The organism is Streptomyces sp. NPDC090088 (assembly GCF_044747345.1).
Taxonomy (GTDB): Bacteria; Actinomycetota; Actinomycetes; order Streptomycetales; family Streptomycetaceae; genus Streptomyces.
In genome coordinates this window covers 1402391-1418773 of record NZ_JBIVDZ010000001.1, presented here as the reverse complement: position 1 = coordinate 1418773, position 16383 = coordinate 1402391, and the positions used below count along the sequence as shown (strand labels likewise).

The 16383-nt window shown below is 73.1% G+C and carries 16 protein-coding genes; 8 read left to right on the top strand and 8 right to left on the bottom strand.

All coding sequences use genetic code 11. The features are described 5' to 3' along the window. Positions 1-58: 58 nt before the first annotated feature. The 4 genes from ACIPSJ_RS06255 to ACIPSJ_RS06240 form a co-directional block, all read right to left on the bottom strand. On the bottom strand, positions 59-742 hold the full coding sequence (locus tag ACIPSJ_RS06255) for a response regulator (protein ID WP_401343945.1): 684 nt from the start codon (positions 740-742) through the stop codon (positions 59-61). After that, positions 739-1983, bottom strand: coding sequence for a sensor histidine kinase (locus ACIPSJ_RS06250; RefSeq protein ID WP_359209439.1), 1245 nt, complete (start codon positions 1981-1983; stop codon positions 739-741). Before ACIPSJ_RS06250 ends, ACIPSJ_RS06255 begins: the two co-directional genes overlap by 4 nt. A gap of 164 nt (positions 1984-2147) precedes the next feature. Continuing rightward, the gene (locus ACIPSJ_RS06245; protein WP_355726893.1) at positions 2148-2426 is read right to left on the bottom strand and encodes a hypothetical protein; all 279 of its coding nucleotides are present in this window, start codon (positions 2424-2426) and stop codon (positions 2148-2150) included. A gap of 44 nt (positions 2427-2470) precedes the next feature. Then, positions 2471-3262 carry a PspA/IM30 family protein gene (locus ACIPSJ_RS06240; RefSeq protein ID WP_401343941.1) on the bottom strand — a complete coding sequence of 264 codons (792 nt, stop codon included), beginning with the start codon at positions 3260-3262 and terminating at the stop codon, positions 2471-2473. Between the two features lie 199 nt (positions 3263-3461). On the opposite strand from ACIPSJ_RS06240, the gene ACIPSJ_RS06235 reads away from it, so the two are divergent. The 3 genes from ACIPSJ_RS06235 to ACIPSJ_RS06225 all read left to right on the top strand — a co-directional run bounded on the left by ACIPSJ_RS06235 (position 3462) and on the right by ACIPSJ_RS06225 (position 6072). Further along, positions 3462-4136: a DUF3043 domain-containing protein gene (locus ACIPSJ_RS06235; protein WP_401343938.1), complete on the top strand. Its 675-nt coding sequence runs from the start codon at positions 3462-3464 to the stop codon at positions 4134-4136. 83 nt (positions 4137-4219) lie between these two features. Next, positions 4220-4921 carry a methyltransferase domain-containing protein gene (locus ACIPSJ_RS06230; RefSeq protein WP_365680232.1) on the top strand — a complete coding sequence of 234 codons (702 nt, stop codon included), beginning with the start codon at positions 4220-4222 and terminating at the stop codon, positions 4919-4921. Positions 4922-4992: 71 nt separating this feature from the next. Then, a complete protein-coding gene (locus tag ACIPSJ_RS06225; protein ID WP_401343935.1) occupies positions 4993-6072 on the top strand; it encodes a S1C family serine protease in 1080 nt (359 codons plus the stop codon). Between the two features lie 52 nt (positions 6073-6124). Here the strand turns inward: ACIPSJ_RS06225 and ACIPSJ_RS06220 are convergent, their stop codons facing one another. Beyond that, positions 6125-6337 (bottom strand): hypothetical protein, encoded by a 213-nt coding sequence (locus tag ACIPSJ_RS06220; protein WP_234542644.1) that lies wholly within the window; start codon positions 6335-6337, stop codon positions 6125-6127. Between the two features lie 203 nt (positions 6338-6540). Between ACIPSJ_RS06220 and ACIPSJ_RS06215 the strand changes: the two genes are divergently transcribed. Continuing rightward, on the top strand, positions 6541-7740 hold the full coding sequence (locus tag ACIPSJ_RS06215) for a bifunctional adenosylcobinamide kinase/adenosylcobinamide-phosphate guanylyltransferase (protein WP_359209427.1): 1200 nt from the start codon (positions 6541-6543) through the stop codon (positions 7738-7740). 62 nt (positions 7741-7802) lie between these two features. Here ACIPSJ_RS06215 and ACIPSJ_RS06210 read toward each other — a convergent pair whose 3' ends face one another. Further along, positions 7803-8777: a class I SAM-dependent methyltransferase gene (locus ACIPSJ_RS06210; protein ID WP_359209424.1), complete on the bottom strand. Its 975-nt coding sequence runs from the start codon at positions 8775-8777 to the stop codon at positions 7803-7805. Positions 8778-8930: 153 nt separating this feature from the next. Between ACIPSJ_RS06210 and cobT the strand changes: the two genes are divergently transcribed. The 3 genes from cobT (at position 8931) to ACIPSJ_RS06195 (ending at position 13268) form a co-directional block, all read left to right on the top strand. Next, complete coding sequence (gene cobT / locus ACIPSJ_RS06205) at positions 8931-10001, top strand: nicotinate-nucleotide--dimethylbenzimidazole phosphoribosyltransferase (protein ID WP_359209421.1); 1071 nt, start codon at positions 8931-8933, stop codon at positions 9999-10001. A 698-nt stretch (positions 10002-10699) separates the two neighbouring features. Next, positions 10700-12481, top strand: a complete 1782-nt coding sequence (locus tag ACIPSJ_RS06200; RefSeq protein WP_401343930.1) for a phosphatidylglycerol lysyltransferase domain-containing protein — start codon at positions 10700-10702, stop codon at positions 12479-12481. 49 nt (positions 12482-12530) lie between these two features. Further along, positions 12531-13268, top strand: coding sequence for a hypothetical protein (locus tag ACIPSJ_RS06195; protein ID WP_401343927.1), 738 nt, complete (start codon positions 12531-12533; stop codon positions 13266-13268). Here the strand turns inward: ACIPSJ_RS06195 and ACIPSJ_RS06190 are convergent. Then, a complete protein-coding gene (locus tag ACIPSJ_RS06190) occupies positions 13205-13972 on the bottom strand; it encodes a hypothetical protein (RefSeq protein ID WP_401343924.1) in 768 nt (255 codons plus the stop codon). The two genes, ACIPSJ_RS06195 and ACIPSJ_RS06190, sit on opposite strands and share 64 nt — an antisense overlap. A 274-nt stretch (positions 13973-14246) precedes the next feature. Between ACIPSJ_RS06190 and ACIPSJ_RS06185 the strand changes: the two genes are divergently transcribed. Beyond that, positions 14247-15038 (top strand): adenosylcobinamide-GDP ribazoletransferase, encoded by a 792-nt coding sequence (locus tag ACIPSJ_RS06185; RefSeq protein ID WP_401343921.1) that lies wholly within the window; start codon positions 14247-14249, stop codon positions 15036-15038. Between the two features lie 22 nt (positions 15039-15060). Here the strand turns inward: ACIPSJ_RS06185 and ACIPSJ_RS06180 are convergent, their stop codons facing one another. Next, positions 15061-15843: an endo alpha-1,4 polygalactosaminidase gene (locus ACIPSJ_RS06180; RefSeq protein WP_401343918.1), complete on the bottom strand. Its 783-nt coding sequence runs from the start codon at positions 15841-15843 to the stop codon at positions 15061-15063. Positions 15844-16383: the final 540 nt, after the last annotated feature.

The following is a 16383-nucleotide window of genomic DNA, read 5'->3' as shown; positions in this document are numbered from 1 at the left end:
CCTGGGTCCCGTTCCCTTATCCGGTTCCTACTCCGGCCGCAGTACGCCCGGGTGGAGATCAGTCCATCCTCGGGCGGACCAGACCCGACTCGTACGCGATCACCACGAGCTGCGCCCGGTCCCGGGCGCCCAGCTTGGCCATGGCCCGGTTGACGTGCGTCTTCACGGTCAGCGGACTGACCTCCAGGCGCTCGGCGATCTCGTCGTTGGAGTGCCCGCCGGCGACCTGGACGAGGACCTCGCGCTCGCGGGAGGTGAGCGCGTCGAGCCGCTCGGTGCGGGCCGGGTCGCGGCCGGCGTCGCCGGCGTCGCCCTGGGCGAGGAAGCGGGCGATCAGGCCCTTGGTGGCGGTCGGGGAGAGCAGTGCCTCGCCGCCGGCGGCGACCCGGATGGCGCTCAGGAGTTCCTCGGGTTCGCTGCCCTTGCCGAGGAAGCCGGAGGCGCCGGCGCGCAGTGCCTGGACGACGTAGTCGTCGACCTCGAAGGTGGTCAGGATGACCACCCGGACCCGGTCGAGGGACGGGTCCTCGCTGATGAGCCGGGTCGCGGCCAGCCCGTCGGTGCCCGGCATCCGGATGTCCATCAGGACGACGTCGACCTGCTGCTCCCGGGTCAGCCGGACCGCCTCGGCGCCGTCGGAGGCCTCGCCGACCACCTCCATGTCGGGCTCGGAGTCGACAAGCACGCGGAACGCGCTGCGCAGCAGTGCCTGGTCGTCGGCGAGCAGGACACGGATCGTCATACGGAATCCCCCAGGGCGGCCGTACGGTCGTTCGTACGGCCGTCGGTGTCGGTCTTGACCGGCAGGATCGCATGGACGCGGAAGCCGCCGCCGTAGCGGGGGCCGGTGGTGAGGGTGCCGCGCAGGGCGGTGACGCGCTCGCGCATGCCGAGCAGGCCGTGGCCGCCGCCGGCCTCGGGGGCGGTGTCCTCGCCGGAGCCGTTGTCGAGGACGGTGACCTCGATGTGCGGTCCGACGCGTACGACGCTGACCTCGGCCTTGGCCTCGGATCCGGCGTGCTTCTGCACGTTGGTCAGGGCCTCCTGGACGATCCGGTAGGCGGCCAGGTCGACGGCGGCGGGCAGGGTGGTGCCGTGGTCGGCGCGGGCGACCTCGACCTGGAGTCCCGCGTTGCGGAAGGTGTCGGCGAGCTCTTCCAGGACGTGCAGGCCGGGGGCGGGCTCGGTGGGTGCCTCGGGGTCGCCGGTCTGGCGGAGCAGGCCGACGGTGGCGCGGAGTTCGTTGAGCGCGGAGCGGCTGGCCTCGCGGACGTGGGCGAGGGCCTCCTTGGCCTGGTCGGGCCGCTTGTCCATGACGTGCGCGGCGACCCCGGCCTGCACGTTGACCAGGGCGATGTGGTGGGCGACGACGTCGTGCAGGTCGCGGGCGATCCGCAGCCGCTCCTCGGCGACCCGGCGCCGGGCCTCCTCCTCGCGGGTGCGTTCGGCCCGCTCGGCGCGCTCCCGGATGGCCTGGACGACGGCGCGCCGGCTGCGGACCGCGTCCCCGGCGGTGGCGCCGATGCCGGTCCAGGCGAAGATCGCGAGGTTCTCCTGGGCGTACCAGGGGAGCGGTCCGGCGGCCATCGCGGCGGTGGTCAGCACGATCATGGTGAGCAGGCCGGCCCGCAGGGTGGTGCGGCGGTCGGTGGTGGCGGCGACGGTGAAGAGGGCGACCACGGCCGCCATCGCGACGGGGGCGCGGGGGTCGCCGGTGACGCACTCGACGACGGCGGCGGCGCCGGTGACGGCCAGCACGGTCTTCGGGGCGAACCGGCGGAACACCAGGGCCGCGGCGGCCAGGGTCATCAGGGCGAGGCTGAGCGGGGCCGGGGTCCGGATGCCCCAGGCGACGCCGTGCGCACCGTGCGGCACCGCGAACGAGCTGACGACCATGCACCCCAGGACGCCGGCGGCGATGACCGCGTCCACGGCGAGGGGATGGGCGCCGGCCGTACACCGGGCTCTTTCGAAGGTGCTCACGATCTGAACAGTACGGCCGGTTCGCGCCGACCGGAACTGTGCGCTCGGGCCGCTCCAGGCACCGCCGGGTTTCCCACCCACCCACCCACCCGACTCGGTCGGCCAGGAGGCTCGGTCCGAGGCGGGGGCGAACCGGGACCAAGCTCGCCCGGGAGCCGAGGGAATCAGCCTGGGATCAGGCCGTCGTCCCTCAGCAGGGCCCGGACCTCCTCCAGGGTCGCGTCCGGGGACGGGAGGATGAGGTCCGAGGGCTCCAGGGCGTCGTCGGGCAGCGGCGTGCCCAGTTCTCGGACCTTGTCCAGGAGGGCGGTGAGGGTGCGGCGGAAGGCCGTCTCGTCACCGGACTCGGTCTCCGCGAGGAGTTCGTCGTCCAGCTTGTTCAGTTCGGTGAGGTGGCTGTCGGCCAGCCTCACCTGGCCCTCCCCCATGATCCTTACGACCATGTCGGCCATGTCGCCCTCCAGGCGTCGGCTACTGCCCGTCGAAGCTACTGCTTGTCGAAGCGCGGGGTGTCCTGCGGCTGCTGCGCCTGCTGGCCCTGGCCGGTGCCGCCCTCGATCGCCTGCTGGGGCGAACCGCCCGCGAGCTCGGCCTTCATGCGCTGCAGTTCCAGCTCCACATCCGTACCACCGGAGAGGCGGTCCAGCTCGGCGGCGATGTCGTCCTTGGCCATGCCCGTCGGGTCGTCCAGGGCGCCGGAGGCGAGGAGTTCGTCGATGGCGCCGGCCCGGGCCTGGAGCTGCTGCGTCTTGTCCTCGGCGCGCTGGATGGCGAGGCCGACGTCGCCCATCTCCTCGGAGATGCCGGAGAAGGCCTCGCCGATGCGGGTCTGGGCCTGGGCGGCGGTGTAGGTGGCCTTGATGGTCTCCTTCTTCGTACGGAAGGCGTCGACCTTGGCCTGGAGGCGCTGTGCCGCGAGGGTGAGCTTCTCCTCCTCGCCCTGGAGGGTGGCGTGCTGCGTCTCCAGGTCGGTGACCTGCTGCTGGAGGGCGGCGCGGCGGGACAGCGCCTCACGGGCGAGGTCCTCACGGCCGAGCGCGAGCGCCTTGCGGCCCTGGTCCTCCAGCTTGGAGGACTGCTGCTGGAGCTGGTTCAGCTGGAGTTCGAGCCGCTTGCGGCTGGTCGCCACGTCGGCGACGCCCCGGCGGACCTTCTGCAGCAGTTCGAGCTGCTTCTGGTACGAGTAGTCGAGGGTCTCGCGCGGGTCCTCGGCCCTGTCCAGGGCCTTGTTCGCCTTCGCGCGGAAGATCATCCCCATACGCTTCATGACACCGCTCATGGGCTTCGCGCGCCCCCTTCTGACGGACTCCAGCTCACCGATCCTGCGACAGAACCCACAGTACGGGCCCTGCCTCCATTACCGCACTGTTCGGGGACCGATGCGCTCATCCCCAAGGACGACTGCGGACAGTCCCGCTCCGGCACAGGTAGTAGGTGACTCCCCGAGCCGAACGCCTGCAACATCCCCTCTGTCCCCCATGGAGACGACTGGCGTTGCGGGATCGTTCCCCGCCCGACTAGGGCCCACACCCCGCCACCCCGTACCCTTGGGTTTTGTGTTCCGTAGCCGTGCCAAGGATGAGAAGGCCCCCGCCGACAAGGCGGCGGTGACCGACTCCAAGCAGACCCGTGACCCGCAGGCCCCGAAGGGCAGGCCCACGCCCAAGCGCAGTGAGGCCCAGACCCAGCGGCGCAGCGTGGCCAACACGCCGACGACCCGCAAGGACGCCGCCAAGCGCCAGCGCGACGACCGGCGCGCCGCCATGGAGCGGCAGCGCCAGGCGCTGGCCACCGGCGACGAGCGGTACCTGCCCGCCCGTGACAAGGGCCCGGTCCGCAGGTTCGCCCGCGACTGGGTCGACTCGCGCTTCAACGTGGCGGAGTTCTTCCTGCCGCTGGCCGTGGTCATCCTGGTCATGAGCGTGATCAACAACACGGCGATCAAGAACATCGCGCTGCTGCTGTGGCTGATCGTGATCGTGCTGATCGTGCTCGACGCGGCCGTCAGCGGCTTCCGGCTGCGCAAGCGCCTGGCCGAGCGCTTCCCCGACCAGAACAAGAAGGGCGCCGTCGCCTACGGGCTGATGCGCTCCCTCCAGGTGCGCCGGCTCCGGCTGCCCAAGCCGCAGGTCAAGCGCGGAGAGCGGCCCTGAGCACAGAGCCGTTCTCCGGGGGTGCGGCGAAGGTCTGGCTGACCAGGCTGGGCGGGCTGCGTGATGTCGTACGACAGGAGCTGGTGGCCCGTCAGCTCGACGAGCAGATAGCCGGGCGGTTCCCGGTGGGGCAGCGGCTGCGGGTGCTCGACGTCGGGATGGGCCAGGGCACCCAGGCGCTGCGGCTGGCCCGGGCCGGGCACCAGGTGACCGGGGTCGAGCAGGAACCGGCGATGGTCGCGGCCGCGCGTCAGGCCCTGGCCGGTGAGCCGGAGGGCATCCGCGAGCGGGTGCGGATCGTCGAGGGGGACGGCCGGGACACCGGCGTCCACTTCCTGCCGGGCAGTTTCGACCTGGTGCTCTGCCACGGTGTGCTGATGTACGTCGAGGAGCCCGACGCGCTGCTGGCCGGACTGGCCCGGATGCTCGCGCCGGGCGGACTGCTCTCGCTGCTGGTGCGCAACGCGGACGCGCTGGCCATGCGGCCGGGGCTGAGCGGGGACTGGGCGGGGGCGTTCGGCGCCTTCGACTCGGTCTCCTACCGCAACCGGCTCGGACTGGACGTCCGGGCCGACCGGCTGGGCACGCTCACCGACGCCCTCGCCGGGATCGGCGCGCCCCTGCACTCCTGGTACGGCGTACGGGTGTTCACGGACACGGCCGCGGACGACGCGGAGATACCCGACGACGTGGAGACCCTCCTCGCGGCGGAGGAGCGGGCCGGGCGGACCGATCCGTACCGGGCCGTCGCGGCGTTGCTGCATCTGTGCGGGGTCCGCGGCTGACCTCCGCGGGCGCCGCTCGTTCGGATCAGCAGCACGCGCCGGACCGTCAGCGGCGCGACGAGACTCGGGACATGGACGCTTCCCCCGCCCGCCGGACGACCCTTCGTACGGCCGCCGCGCTCGGTTCCTGCTGCCTCGTCCTCGTCTCCGGGTGCTCCGCCCTCGGCGGCGGCGCGGCAGAGGACGCCTCGACCGGGGCGGCCCGGGCGGCGGCCGTCCCGATGTCGGCGACCGATCTGCAGAACCAGTACCAGAAGGTGATCAAGGACGTCCTGCCGTCGGTCGTGCAGATCCAGGCCAGCAGCGACCTGGGCTCGGGCGTGGTCTACGACGGCGACGGACACATCGTCACCAACGCGCATGTCGTCGGGAACGAGAAGACGTTCCGGGTGACGACCGCCAACAACGAGGAACCGCTCACCGCGACGCTCGTCTACTCCTATCCCGAGCAGGACCTGGCGGTCATCCGGCTCGACAAGGTCCCGGACGGGCTGAAGGCGGCCTCCTTCGGGGACACCGAGAAAGTCCAGGTCGGGCAGATCACGCTGGCCATGGGCTCGCCGCTCGGGCTGTCGTCCAGCGTGACCGAGGGCATCGTCTCGGCGACCGGACGGACCGTCAGCGAGAACCGCGAGGGCGGCGGTACGGGCGCCACCATCCCCAACATGGTGCAGACCTCGGCGGCCATCAACCCCGGCAACAGCGGCGGTGCGCTGGTCGACCTGGACGGCAGGGTCGTCGGCATCCCCACCCTCGCCGCGAGCGACCCCGACCTCGGCGGCAGCGCGGCGCCCGGGATCGGGTTCGCCATCCCGGCGTCGATGGTGAGGACGGTCGCCGACCAGATCATCAAGCAGGGCAAGGTCACCGACTCGGGGCGGGCCGCGCTCGGCATCACCGGGCGCACCGTCGTCGACGAGAACTACCAGCCCGCCGGGGTGGCCGTGGTGACCGTGCGGCCGGGGGGCGCGGCCGACAAGGCGGGCATCCGGGCCGGGGACGTCATCACCAAGGTGGGTGAGGACGACATCACCACCATCACCTCACTGGCCGTGTCGCTCGCGTCGGACCGGCCGGGGCAGCGGACGACGGTGACGTACAGCCGGGACGGCGTCCGGCGGACGGTGGATGTGACGCTGAGCGAGCAGTAGCGAGCAGTGACGGCGGGGCGGCCCTGTGCGGGCCGCCCCGGACCGGCACGTCTCAGGACTCGTCCGCGTGCAGGCTCATCGGGCCGTAGATCTCGGTGGCGTCCTCGTAGAGCCGTACCTGGTCGGCGCCGCCGGCCAGCAGGGCCTTCCACTGTTCACCGATCCAGGACTCGGCGTCGCCCTGGGTGGTGAACTCCTCGGGCTCCACCGCGGGCTGGACCTCCGTCCCGTCGGCCTTCTCGAACCGCCACGTCCATGCCGCCATGTAGGCCTCCTTTGATCCAACTGGTGCATCGTATAAGGGCGCCGGGAAAAACTCCGCTGGTTGTGGGCTTGTGTGCGGGCTCGGTGGGGGCTGAGCGCGCCACGCGGCGGAGCCGCATATCAATACAGCCCCCGCCCCTTCGGGGCGCGCTGTTCGGGGCGTCCGCTGAAGCGAGAACCGTCGGGACGGGTGAAAATCATGGCGTGGAAGTGACTTTGCTCGGTACCGGTGCTCCTGAGGGGCTGCCTCGTCCTGGTTGTCCGTGTGCGGTGTGTGCCCGTGCCGTCGGGGCGGAGGCGCGGGCCGCGACCTCGGTGCTGGTGGACGGGACGCTGCTGCTGGATCTGACGCCGGGTGCGGCGTTCGCGGCGGCGCGGGCCGGACGGTCGCTCGGTGCGGTGCGGCAGGCGCTGCTGTCGCATCCGCACGACGGGCCGGCCGTCGAGGTGCCGTCCGGGCTGCCGCAGCCGGTGCGGGTGCCGGACGGGCGGGAGCTGGCGCTGCTGACGGGGCATCGGGTGCGGGCGGTGGCGATGGACGCGGGCGGCACCGGGTACGCGGTGACCGGTCCCGACGGGCAGCGGCTGCTGTACCTGCCGCCGGGCGGGGCGCCGGCCGGGCTGGAGAACGGGAGCGCGGACTCGTACGACCTGGTGCTCCTCGACGTCGTGGGACGCCCGGACGCGCTGGCGCGGCTGCGGGCGGTGGGTGCGGTGGGGCCGGCCACGGATGTCGTCGCCGTCCATCTGGACCACGACGTGCCGCCCGGCGCGGAGTCCCGGCGACGGCTGGCGGCGGCCGGGGCCCGGGCGGTGCCGGACGGGACGACGCTGACGGTCGGGGTGTACGAGGACGTGCCCGACGTACCGCGCCGGACGCTGGTGCTGGGCGGGGCGCGGTCCGGGAAGTCCGTGGAGGCCGAGCGGCGGCTGGAGTCCTTCCCGGACGTGCTGTACGTCGCCACGGGCGGGACGCGCGGCGGGGACACCGAGTGGGCGGCGCGGGTGGCCCTGCACCGGGACCGGCGGCCGGGGTCCTGGCGTACGACGGAGACCTGCGACCTGGTGCCGCTGCTGGCGGAGGACGGGCCGCCGTTGCTGGTCGACTGTCTGTCGCTGTGGCTGACCGACGCCATGGACTCCGTCGGGGCGTGGGACGACACGGAGTGGGCGTCGGGCGGGGAGAAGGCGCTGCGGGAGCGGGTGCGGGAGCTGACGGACGCGGTGCGGGCGACCCGGCGGACGGTGGTGGCCGTGTCCAACGAGGTCGGGTCGGGGATCGTGCCGGCGACGGCGTCGGGGCGGCGGTACCGGGACGAACTGGGGCGGCTGAACGCGGCGTTCGCGGGTGAGTGCGAGAGCGTGCTGCTGGTGGTGGCGGGGCAGGCGGTGGTGCTGAGGTAGCCGCGCGGCCGCCCTCCAACGCCCGCTTTCAGCACCCCCCTCGGTGTCCCTTCACGACCCCCTCAGCGCCCCTTTCTCGCGATGATCCGGTAGGTGTTCGAGAAGCGGGTGCGGCGCAGGACGGGGGCCAGGGCGTGGTCGACCGCCGCCACCGTCGCCACGAGTGGGGCCTTCGCGCGCGGCCACCGCTTCGGCAGGAGCCGGCCGAACAGCAGGGCGACCGCCGCCGAGAGGTCGTACGGGAGGTGCGGGGCCCGGTGGTCGGTGGCCAGGATCTCGCAGCCCTGGGCTTCCAGTTCCGCCCGGAGGTTGGCGGGCGGCAGCAGGTGCAGCTGGCGCGGCTGGCCGTGCGGGAACCACCACTTGCCCAGCAGCCGGGCGAACGGGCTGCGCGGGTCGGGGGTCTCGACGAGCAGGAGGCCGCCGGGGCGCAGCGCGGTGAGGGCGGCGCGGAGTTCGGCCCGGGGGTCGGGGGCGTGTTCCAGGTGGTGGAACATGCTGACGACGTCGTAGCGGGCGCGCAGCCGGGTCAGGACCTCCGGGGTGGTCAGATGGCCCAGGTGGGCCTCCTCGACCCGGCCCGCCGCCTGGGCCCGCACGATGCGCAGGGTCGGGTCGAGGCCGTCGAAGGCGGTGTAGGGCAGCAGTTGCTTCGCCGTGTGCGGGAAGTGGGCGTGGCCGGTGCCGATGTCCAGCCAGCTTTCCGGCTCCGGCAGTGCTCGCGTGGCGCGGACGGCGGCGCGGTGCCGGCGGCGGCCGGCGCGGGTGGTGTGGCCGCGTTCGGCGTAGTCCGCCAGCCGGCCCTCGTAGAAGTCCCGGTGATAGAGGCCGAATCCCTCCCAGGTCAGCCGGGGGTTCTGGAAGGTGTGCGCGCAGTCCCGGCACTCGTCGAGGACGAAGGTGCCGGGGCGGTGGTGGAGGAGGTCGGGGGTGCGCAGCCGGGTGCGCAGGCGTCTGGAGCCGCACCAGGGGCAGTCCTGGCGGCGCGGCTCGTGGAACCGGTCGGTGCCCGGGTGGAGTTCGGGTCTGGGCGGCATGGGCGGCTCCCTGTGCTCCCGGTACGCGTCCCTGTACGCAATCCACTGCAAACCGGAACGTATGGGATACCGATCTTGCCTGCCAAGACGCCGTGCGGGTGTGGTGGCGATCTGGCACCGAACCGTTGGTTCCGTGCCGGTACTGTTCGGCGAATGAGCTCGCTTAATCTCGACGACTTCACCGATCTGATCGAGCGCCCCGACGGCGGTGTACGCCGGGACGCCGAGGCGCGCCGGGAGCGGCTGGTCGTGCCGCCCGGGGCGCTGGGCCGCCTCGACGACCTGGGCGAGTGGCTGGCCGCCGCGCAGGGTTCCGTACCGGTACGGCCGGTGGAACGGCCGCGGGTCCTGCTCTTCGCCGGCGACCACGGCGTCGCCGAACTGGGCGTCTCCGCGCGGCCCGCGGGCACTGCCGAGCTGCTGGTGCGGGCGGTCCTGGAGGGCGCCAGCCCGGTGGCGGTGCTCGCCCGGCGGCTCGGGGTGCCGGTGCGGATCGTGGACATGGCGCTGGACTGCGACCCGGACGCGCTGCCCGAGGAGGTCGTACGGCACCGGGTGCGGCGGGGCAGCGGCCGGATCGACATCGAGGACGCGCTGACGGCGGAGGAGGCCGAGGCGGCCTTCCGGGCGGGCGTCGGGCTGGCCGACGAGGAGGCCGACTCGGGGACGGACCTGGTGGTGCTCGGCGACATCAGCGTCGGCGGGACCACGGCGGCCTCCGTGCTGGTGGCCGCGTTGTGCGGGACGGACGCGTCCGTGGTGACCGGGCGGGGCGGGCTCGCCATCGACGACCTCGCGTGGATGCGGAAGTGCGCGGCGATCCGGGACGCGTTGCGGCGGGCGCGGCCGGTGCTCGGGGACCAGTTGCAGTTGCTGGCGGCGGTCGGCGGGGCCGACCTCACGGCGATGACCGGGTTCCTGCTGCAGGCCGCGGTGCGGAAGCTGCCGGTGGTGCTCGACGGGGTCGTGGTGGCCGCGTGCGCGCTGGTCGCCCAGCGGATCGCCTTCCGGGCACCCGACTGGTGGCTGGCCGGCCACGACAGCGGCGAGCCGGGCCAGGCGAAGGCGCTCGACCGGATGGCCCTGGAACCCCTCCTGCAACAGGGCGTGACCGTGGGCGAGGGCGCGGGCGCCCTACTCGCCCTGCCCCTGGTCCAGGCCGCAGCGGCCCTGTCAGCAGAACTGCCCGAGAAGCCGGAACCCGAGGAGAAGCCGGAGGAGTAGGCACCGGCGGGGACATGGGGCCCGGTGGGTCACGGCCGGGACGGCACCGCCGGGTTGCGGCGTCCCGGCCGATCGCCGTCGCGGCGGACAGAGAGGACCGGCGGAGGAGAGCGACCGGCAGAAGAGGGAAACCGGCGGGGCACGGAGCCGACGGGCGGGGCATGGGGCCTGGCGGGTCACGGCCGGGACGGCACCGCCGGGTTGCGGCGTCCCGGCCGATCGCCGTCGCGGCGGACAGAGAGGACCGGCGGAGGAGAGCGACCGGCAGAAGAGGGAAACCGGCGGGGCACGGAGCCGACGGGCGGGGCATGGGGCCTGGCGGGTCACGGCCGGGACGGCACCGCCGGGTTGCGGCGTCCCGGCCGATCGCCGTCGCGGCGGACAGAGAGGACCGGCGGAGGAGAGCGACCGGCAGAAGAGGGAAACCGGCGAGGCGCGGAGCCGACGGGCGGGGCATGGGGCCTGGCGGGTCACGGCCGGGACGGCACCGCCGGGTTGCGGCGTCCCGGCCGATCGCCGTCGCGGCGGACAGAAGAGATGGGCGGGGACGGGAGGCCGGCGGAAGAGGGAGGTCGGCGGGTGGGGGTTGGTGCATTGCGAGGGCGTGGTGGGTGGGAGGGGGTCTCGGGGGCGAACGGGCGGCGTTGCTGGCCCGGATGGCGCGGTTCGTCACGGGAGCGCCCATATGATCGCTCTCCATGGGAGATGCCCGAATTGCCGTTGAGCGGTGTGGTGGTCGTGAGCGGGGGCGGTGGGGCGTCGGGGTTTCGCAGCGGGCCGCCGGGTTTGCCGTGTGGTACTTGCGGGGTGTCGCGTTCGTCAACTTCCTCAGCGCGGTGTGGGTGTCGTTGGGGCAGGACGTACGGCGGCACAACCAGGAGAACTTCTTCACGCCGTACCTGCTGACCGCCGGCTTCGCCTCCGGTGTGTTCACCGCGTTCCTCGCGATCACGATGCGGCGGCGCAAGCGGGCCGCGTGGATCCTGAACCTGGTGCTGAGCGGGCTCTTCCTCGCGCTGTTCGCGTTCGCCATGGCGTTCCCGGAGATCCGGCGGTACCCGCAGAACTGGATCTCGATCGTGCTGACCGCCGCCTTCGTGGGGGCGCTGCTCGTCGGGCGGCGGGAGTTCTACGCGAAGGGCGACCGGGCCAACCCGCGGCTCGCCGCGACCGTCGCCGTCGGCGGCGGACTGGCCGCCTCGCTGCTCGCCGCCCTGCTCGTCACCGTCACCGACCAGGCCCCGCACGCCGCGCGTTCGACGTTCCTGGAGCGCTGGCACTACGGCACCCTGCGCCTGGTGTCGGTCGCCGCCGACCCCTCCCGGTTCCCGTACATCGCCCCGCCCACCTGGGTGAACGTCGTCATCAACGTGCTCAGCACCGTCCTCGTGCTCGCCGTCTTCTACGCCGCCTTCCGCTCCCGCCGCGCCGTCGACCCGCTCACCGAGGACGACGAGAAGCGGCTGCGGGCGCTGCTGGAGCGGCACGGGGAGCGGGACTCGCTCGGGTACTTCGCGCTGCGGCGGGAGAAGAGCGTGGTGTGGTCGCCGACCGGGAAGGCGGCGGTGGCCTATCGGGTGCTGGGCGGGGTCAGCCTCGCCTCCGGGGATCCGCTCGGCGATCCGGAGGCCTGGCCGGGCGCGATCGTGCCGTGGCTGGACGAGGCGCGGGCGCACGGGTGGATCCCGGCGGTGATGGGGGCGGGCGAGGAAGCCGGGACGGTGTACGCACGGCACGGGCTGGACGCCCTTGAGCTCGGGGACGAGGCGATCGTGGAGGTCGCCGAGTTCACGCTGGAGGGACGGGCCATGCGGACCGTCCGGCAGGCCTACAACCGGGTGAAGCGGGCCGGGTACACGGTGCGGATCCGCCGGCACGAGGACATCCCGGCGGACGAGATGTCGTATCTGGTCCGGCGCGCCGACGACTGGCGGGACGGGGCCACCGAGCGCGGGTTCAGCATGGCGCTGGGGCGGCTCGGCGACGGCCGGGACGGGCAGTGCGTGATGCTGGAGTGCACGGACGGGGCGGGTGAGCTGCGGGCGTTGCTGTCCTTCGTGCCGTGGGGGCCGGGCGGGCTGTCGCTCGATCTGATGCGCCGGGACCGGGACTCCGACAACGGGCTGATGGAGTTCATGGTCATCGAGCTGCTGCGGCGCGCCGGAGAGATCCGGATCACGCAGGTTTCGCTCAACTTCGCCATGTTCCGATCGGTCTTCGAACGTGGTGCGCGTCTCGGCGCGGGGCCGGTGCTGCGGCTGTGGAGGTCCCTGCTGAGCTTCTTCTCCCGGTGGTGGCAGATCGAGTCCCTGTACCGGGCGAACGCCAAGTACCGGCCCATCTGGGAGCCCCGTTTCCTGCTCTTCGAGAAGAGCGCGGACCTGCCGCGCATCGGCCTGGCGTCGGCGCGCGCGGAGGGGTTCCTGGAGGTTCCGGGACTGCCGGGGTGGGTGAACCGCGAGCACCTCGACACGCGATGAGGCACGCGGGGCAACCGGCCGCGCGACACGCACAGATGAGGACCGCCGTATGACGCCGCTCGCCCGCTGGGCCCGCGCCGAGTGGGGGCTGCTGTACGCCACGGTGCGCGGCCCGCTGGCGAAGCGGCGGTTGCGGGCGGTGCCGATGACGGTGGCGGCGGTGTGTCTGACCGCGCTGCTGCAGTTCGCCCAGAACCAGCCGTGGGGTTTCCGGTTCGTGCAGGATCTCGGGGCGGTGCGCGCCGAGGACCCGCTCTGGCAGGCCCTGCTGCGCACTCCCCTGTCGCTGTTCGTGCCGGCGCTGGATCTGCCGGTGTGGGGCGCGCTGGCGCAGATCCTGGTGGTGTTCGGCATCGCCGAGGTGTGCCTGGGCTGGTGGCGGACGCTGGCCATCGCCTATGTGGCGACCCTCGCCGGGACGCTGTACGCCCGGTTCGGCATCGCGATCGGTCCGCACGGCCCGCTGGGCCTGCCGGCCTCGGACGCGCTGGTGGTGGACACCGGTCCGTCGGCCGCCGTGGTCGGTCTCGCGGTGTATCTGGGCTGGCGCTACGGCGCGTACACCACCGCGGGCGCGGTGGTGGCCGCGATGGTGGTCGAGGTCGCGGTGAAGGAGAACCTCGCCGGCAAGGAACACCTCGCGGCGATCGCGGGCGTGACGGCGCTGTGCGCGGTGGCGGTGGCGCTACGACGGCTGCGGCACCGGCGGCGGCGCCGCGGGGGTCAGCGGCGGCCGGGCAGCCGGAGCGGCTCGGGGCGGTCGGGCTTGCCGCCGATCCAGTCCTGAAGGGTCCGGCTCAGCCGGGACCAGCGGCGGTCGTGGTGGTAGGCGCGCAGTCCGGCTCTGGCCCGGGCGCGCGGCCGGTCGCGGTAGAAGCGGCGGGACCAGGCGGAGCCGGGGCGGGCCAGCCGGACCGCGCCGACGATCCCGACCAGCGGGACGATCACGCCGAAGATCGCGGTGCGGGTCTTGCCCTTGCTCAGGGCGACGAGCGAGAAGAGGAAGTTCGCCCCGATGTTGGCGATGGCGGTGCCGCGGTCCTGGAGTTCGTCGGCGGACAGGTCGTTGACGCCGAGCGGGGAGAACCCGGCGAGCAGCAGCCCGACCAGCGCGGCGGTGATGACGACGACCTCGACGCTCTTGCGGCCGTCCTCGGTCCAGTAGACGTCGTTGAGGTGCAGGATCAGCGCGAACTCGTCGAGGACGAGGCCGGCGCCGATCCCGAAGACGATCGCGGCGAGGGCCGCGCCGGGTCCGTGGCGGCCGCTGCCGACCGCGCCGAACCCGCCGACGACGATCAGGACGACCCCGGGGACCACGTGGTGGATGTGCAGCCCGCCCGCCTTCACATTGCCGAACGGGCCCTTTCCGGCGCGGATCAGCCGGGTGATGGTCCGGGTGATCGCGAAGGTCAGGACGAAGGCGGTCAGGGCGAGCAGCAGCGGGAGTTTGCCCGGCTCGATGATGTTCCGCTCCAGCCAATGTCCCATGTGCGCACTTTATCCCCGGCGCGGTTCGGCCCGAAGTCCGGCGGCAGGCAGCCGGAGCCCGGCCCGAAGTCCGGCCGAAGCACGGTGAGGCTCGGCCCGAAGTCCGGCCGGAGGCACCGCCGGAGTGCGGCCGGAGGCACCGCCGGAGGCACCGCCGAAGTCCGGCCGGAGGCACCGCCGAAGTCCGGCCGGAGGCACCGCCGGAGCATGGCCGAAGCACGGCCGGAGCCCAGCCGGGGCAATCGCCTTCCTGACCACCGGGTAACCTGCGCCGGTGGCTGCGACACCTGCGACTCCCTGGCTTGACGGCCTCCGCTTCGCCTTCGGCACGCTCACCGTCTTCCCCGTGAAGGTCACCCGCTGGGACCGTGACGCGGCCCGCGGCGGCATGCTGTCCGCCCCGCTGGCCGGCCTCGCGGTCGGGCTCTGCGCGGGTGCGGCCGGCGCGCTGCTGCTGCTGGCCGGCGCGAGCGCGTTGGTGGCCGCGGTGGCCGCGGTGGCCGTACCGGCCGTGCTGACCCGGGGCCTGCACCTGGACGGCCTCGCCGACACGGCCGACGGCCTGGGCAGCGGCAAGCCCGCCGAGGACGCCCTGCGGATCATGAAGCAGTCGGACATCGGGCCGTTCGGCGTGATCACCCTGGTGTTCGTGCTGCTCGCCCAGGTGGCCGCGCTGGCCCAGGCGTACGGGGACGGCTGGCGGCGCGGGGCGCTGGCCGCCGTCGTCGCCGCGGTGGTGGCCCGGCTGGCGCTGACCCTGGCCGCCGTGGACGGGGTGCCCGCCGCCCGGCCCGAGGGGCTGGGGGCGGCGGTGGCGGGGGTGGTGCCGAAGGTGGGCGCGTCGGTGGTCACGGTCGCCGTGATGGTGGCGGCGGCGGGTGCCGGGGCGCTGGTGGGGTCGGACTACAGCCTGCAGGCGCTGCTCGCGGTGGTGGGCGCGGAGATGGTGACCGACGGGCTGCTGCGACACTGCAGGCGCCGCTTCGGCGGGGTGACCGGGGATGTCTTCGGGGCGCTCGCGGAGACGGCCGCGACGACCGCCCTGATCGTCCTCTGCCTGTGGTGACCGGTGCCCGAGGTGACCGGCCTCAGCAGGTCTTCCGCCACACCCCCAGTTCGTACTTCTTCTCCAGCGAGCTGAGCCCCAACTTCCGTGACTGCGCGCAGAACTTGCCCGTCGGCAGTTCGTACTCGACGTGGAAGACCGCCTTGTCCGCCTTGACGAAGGGCACCAGGTCCGCGCACTCGCCGTACTGGGCGCACTGCTCGTTCACCGCGAAGTCGAAGTCCCCCACCAGCTGCGGTATCTGGTCCAGGTCGTTCTTCAGGCCCACCGCCATGCCCCGGTCGTGGGCGAGCCGCGCGATGAGCCGGTTGTAGCGGAGCTGGTCGGCGGCCTTGAGCGGGAAGCCGGTGCGGTTCTTGTAGCCGTCCATGTTGTCGGGCTCCACCGCGTCGAAGCCCTTCTCCTTGCACATGTCGAGGCGGGCCGCCATCAACGGCTTCAGTACGTCGGTGCGGCGGATGTCGAGCCAGCGCTCGCCCTCCCAGCCGTTGCCGCGCCCCAGCACCGACTTGGGGAACTTCTTCGCGTCGGGGCGCCAGTCCTCGTAGGCGCCGGTGGAGAGGTAGCAGATGACCTTGCGGCCCGCGTCGTGCAGCTTGCCGACGGTCGCCTCGGACTGGTCGAAGCCGTCGATGTCGTAGACCGACGCCTTGACGGAGGTGTCGACACGGCCGCTGAGCTGCCACTGCCAGCTGACCCCGGGTCTCGGCTGCCAGCGCCCGGCGTCGTCCGAGGCCCGGGTGCAGCCGGCGAGCAGGGCAGGCAGGGCGAGCAGGGCCAACAGCGATGCGGGGCGGGGTTTCACCGGTCGGGCTCCAGGGTGTGCGGCAAGGTACCCCAGGGATGATCTCCCACCCCGGGGACCACGCGGTACACCGAGGCCCCGCGCTCCCGACTCGCGGAGCCCGGCGGCGACTTCGGCGAACGCCGGGCCGGGGTGCTGGCCGGGACCGCCGCGGGCGGCCGGAGTCGTCGGGATCGACGGTCGTGTACGGGATGCCCTCGCACCTCCCGTGGGCCGTGACGGCCACGACAGGGCTGCCCGGTACACCTTGATATAGGGCGGATTGGAGCGGGATCAGCGGAAATCACGCGAAGCGGCGGGCAAGTCGTCCGCCGGATCCCGGCGAGTGTGTCCCACGTGGCCCCTGGGGAGGGGCGGGAAATGGCGACGACGCCACCGCCAGGTGAACGACCGCAGGAATGAGCGAACGCATACACACGCGTAGGCTCGTCCCGGGTGTTCGCCGACAGGGTGAAGGCCCCGGTCGCAACGCGCCCCGCGAAGGCTTCTAGGGTCGCTTCCCGGGCCCGGTCGACCCACCCACTCGGCCACAGCAACTCA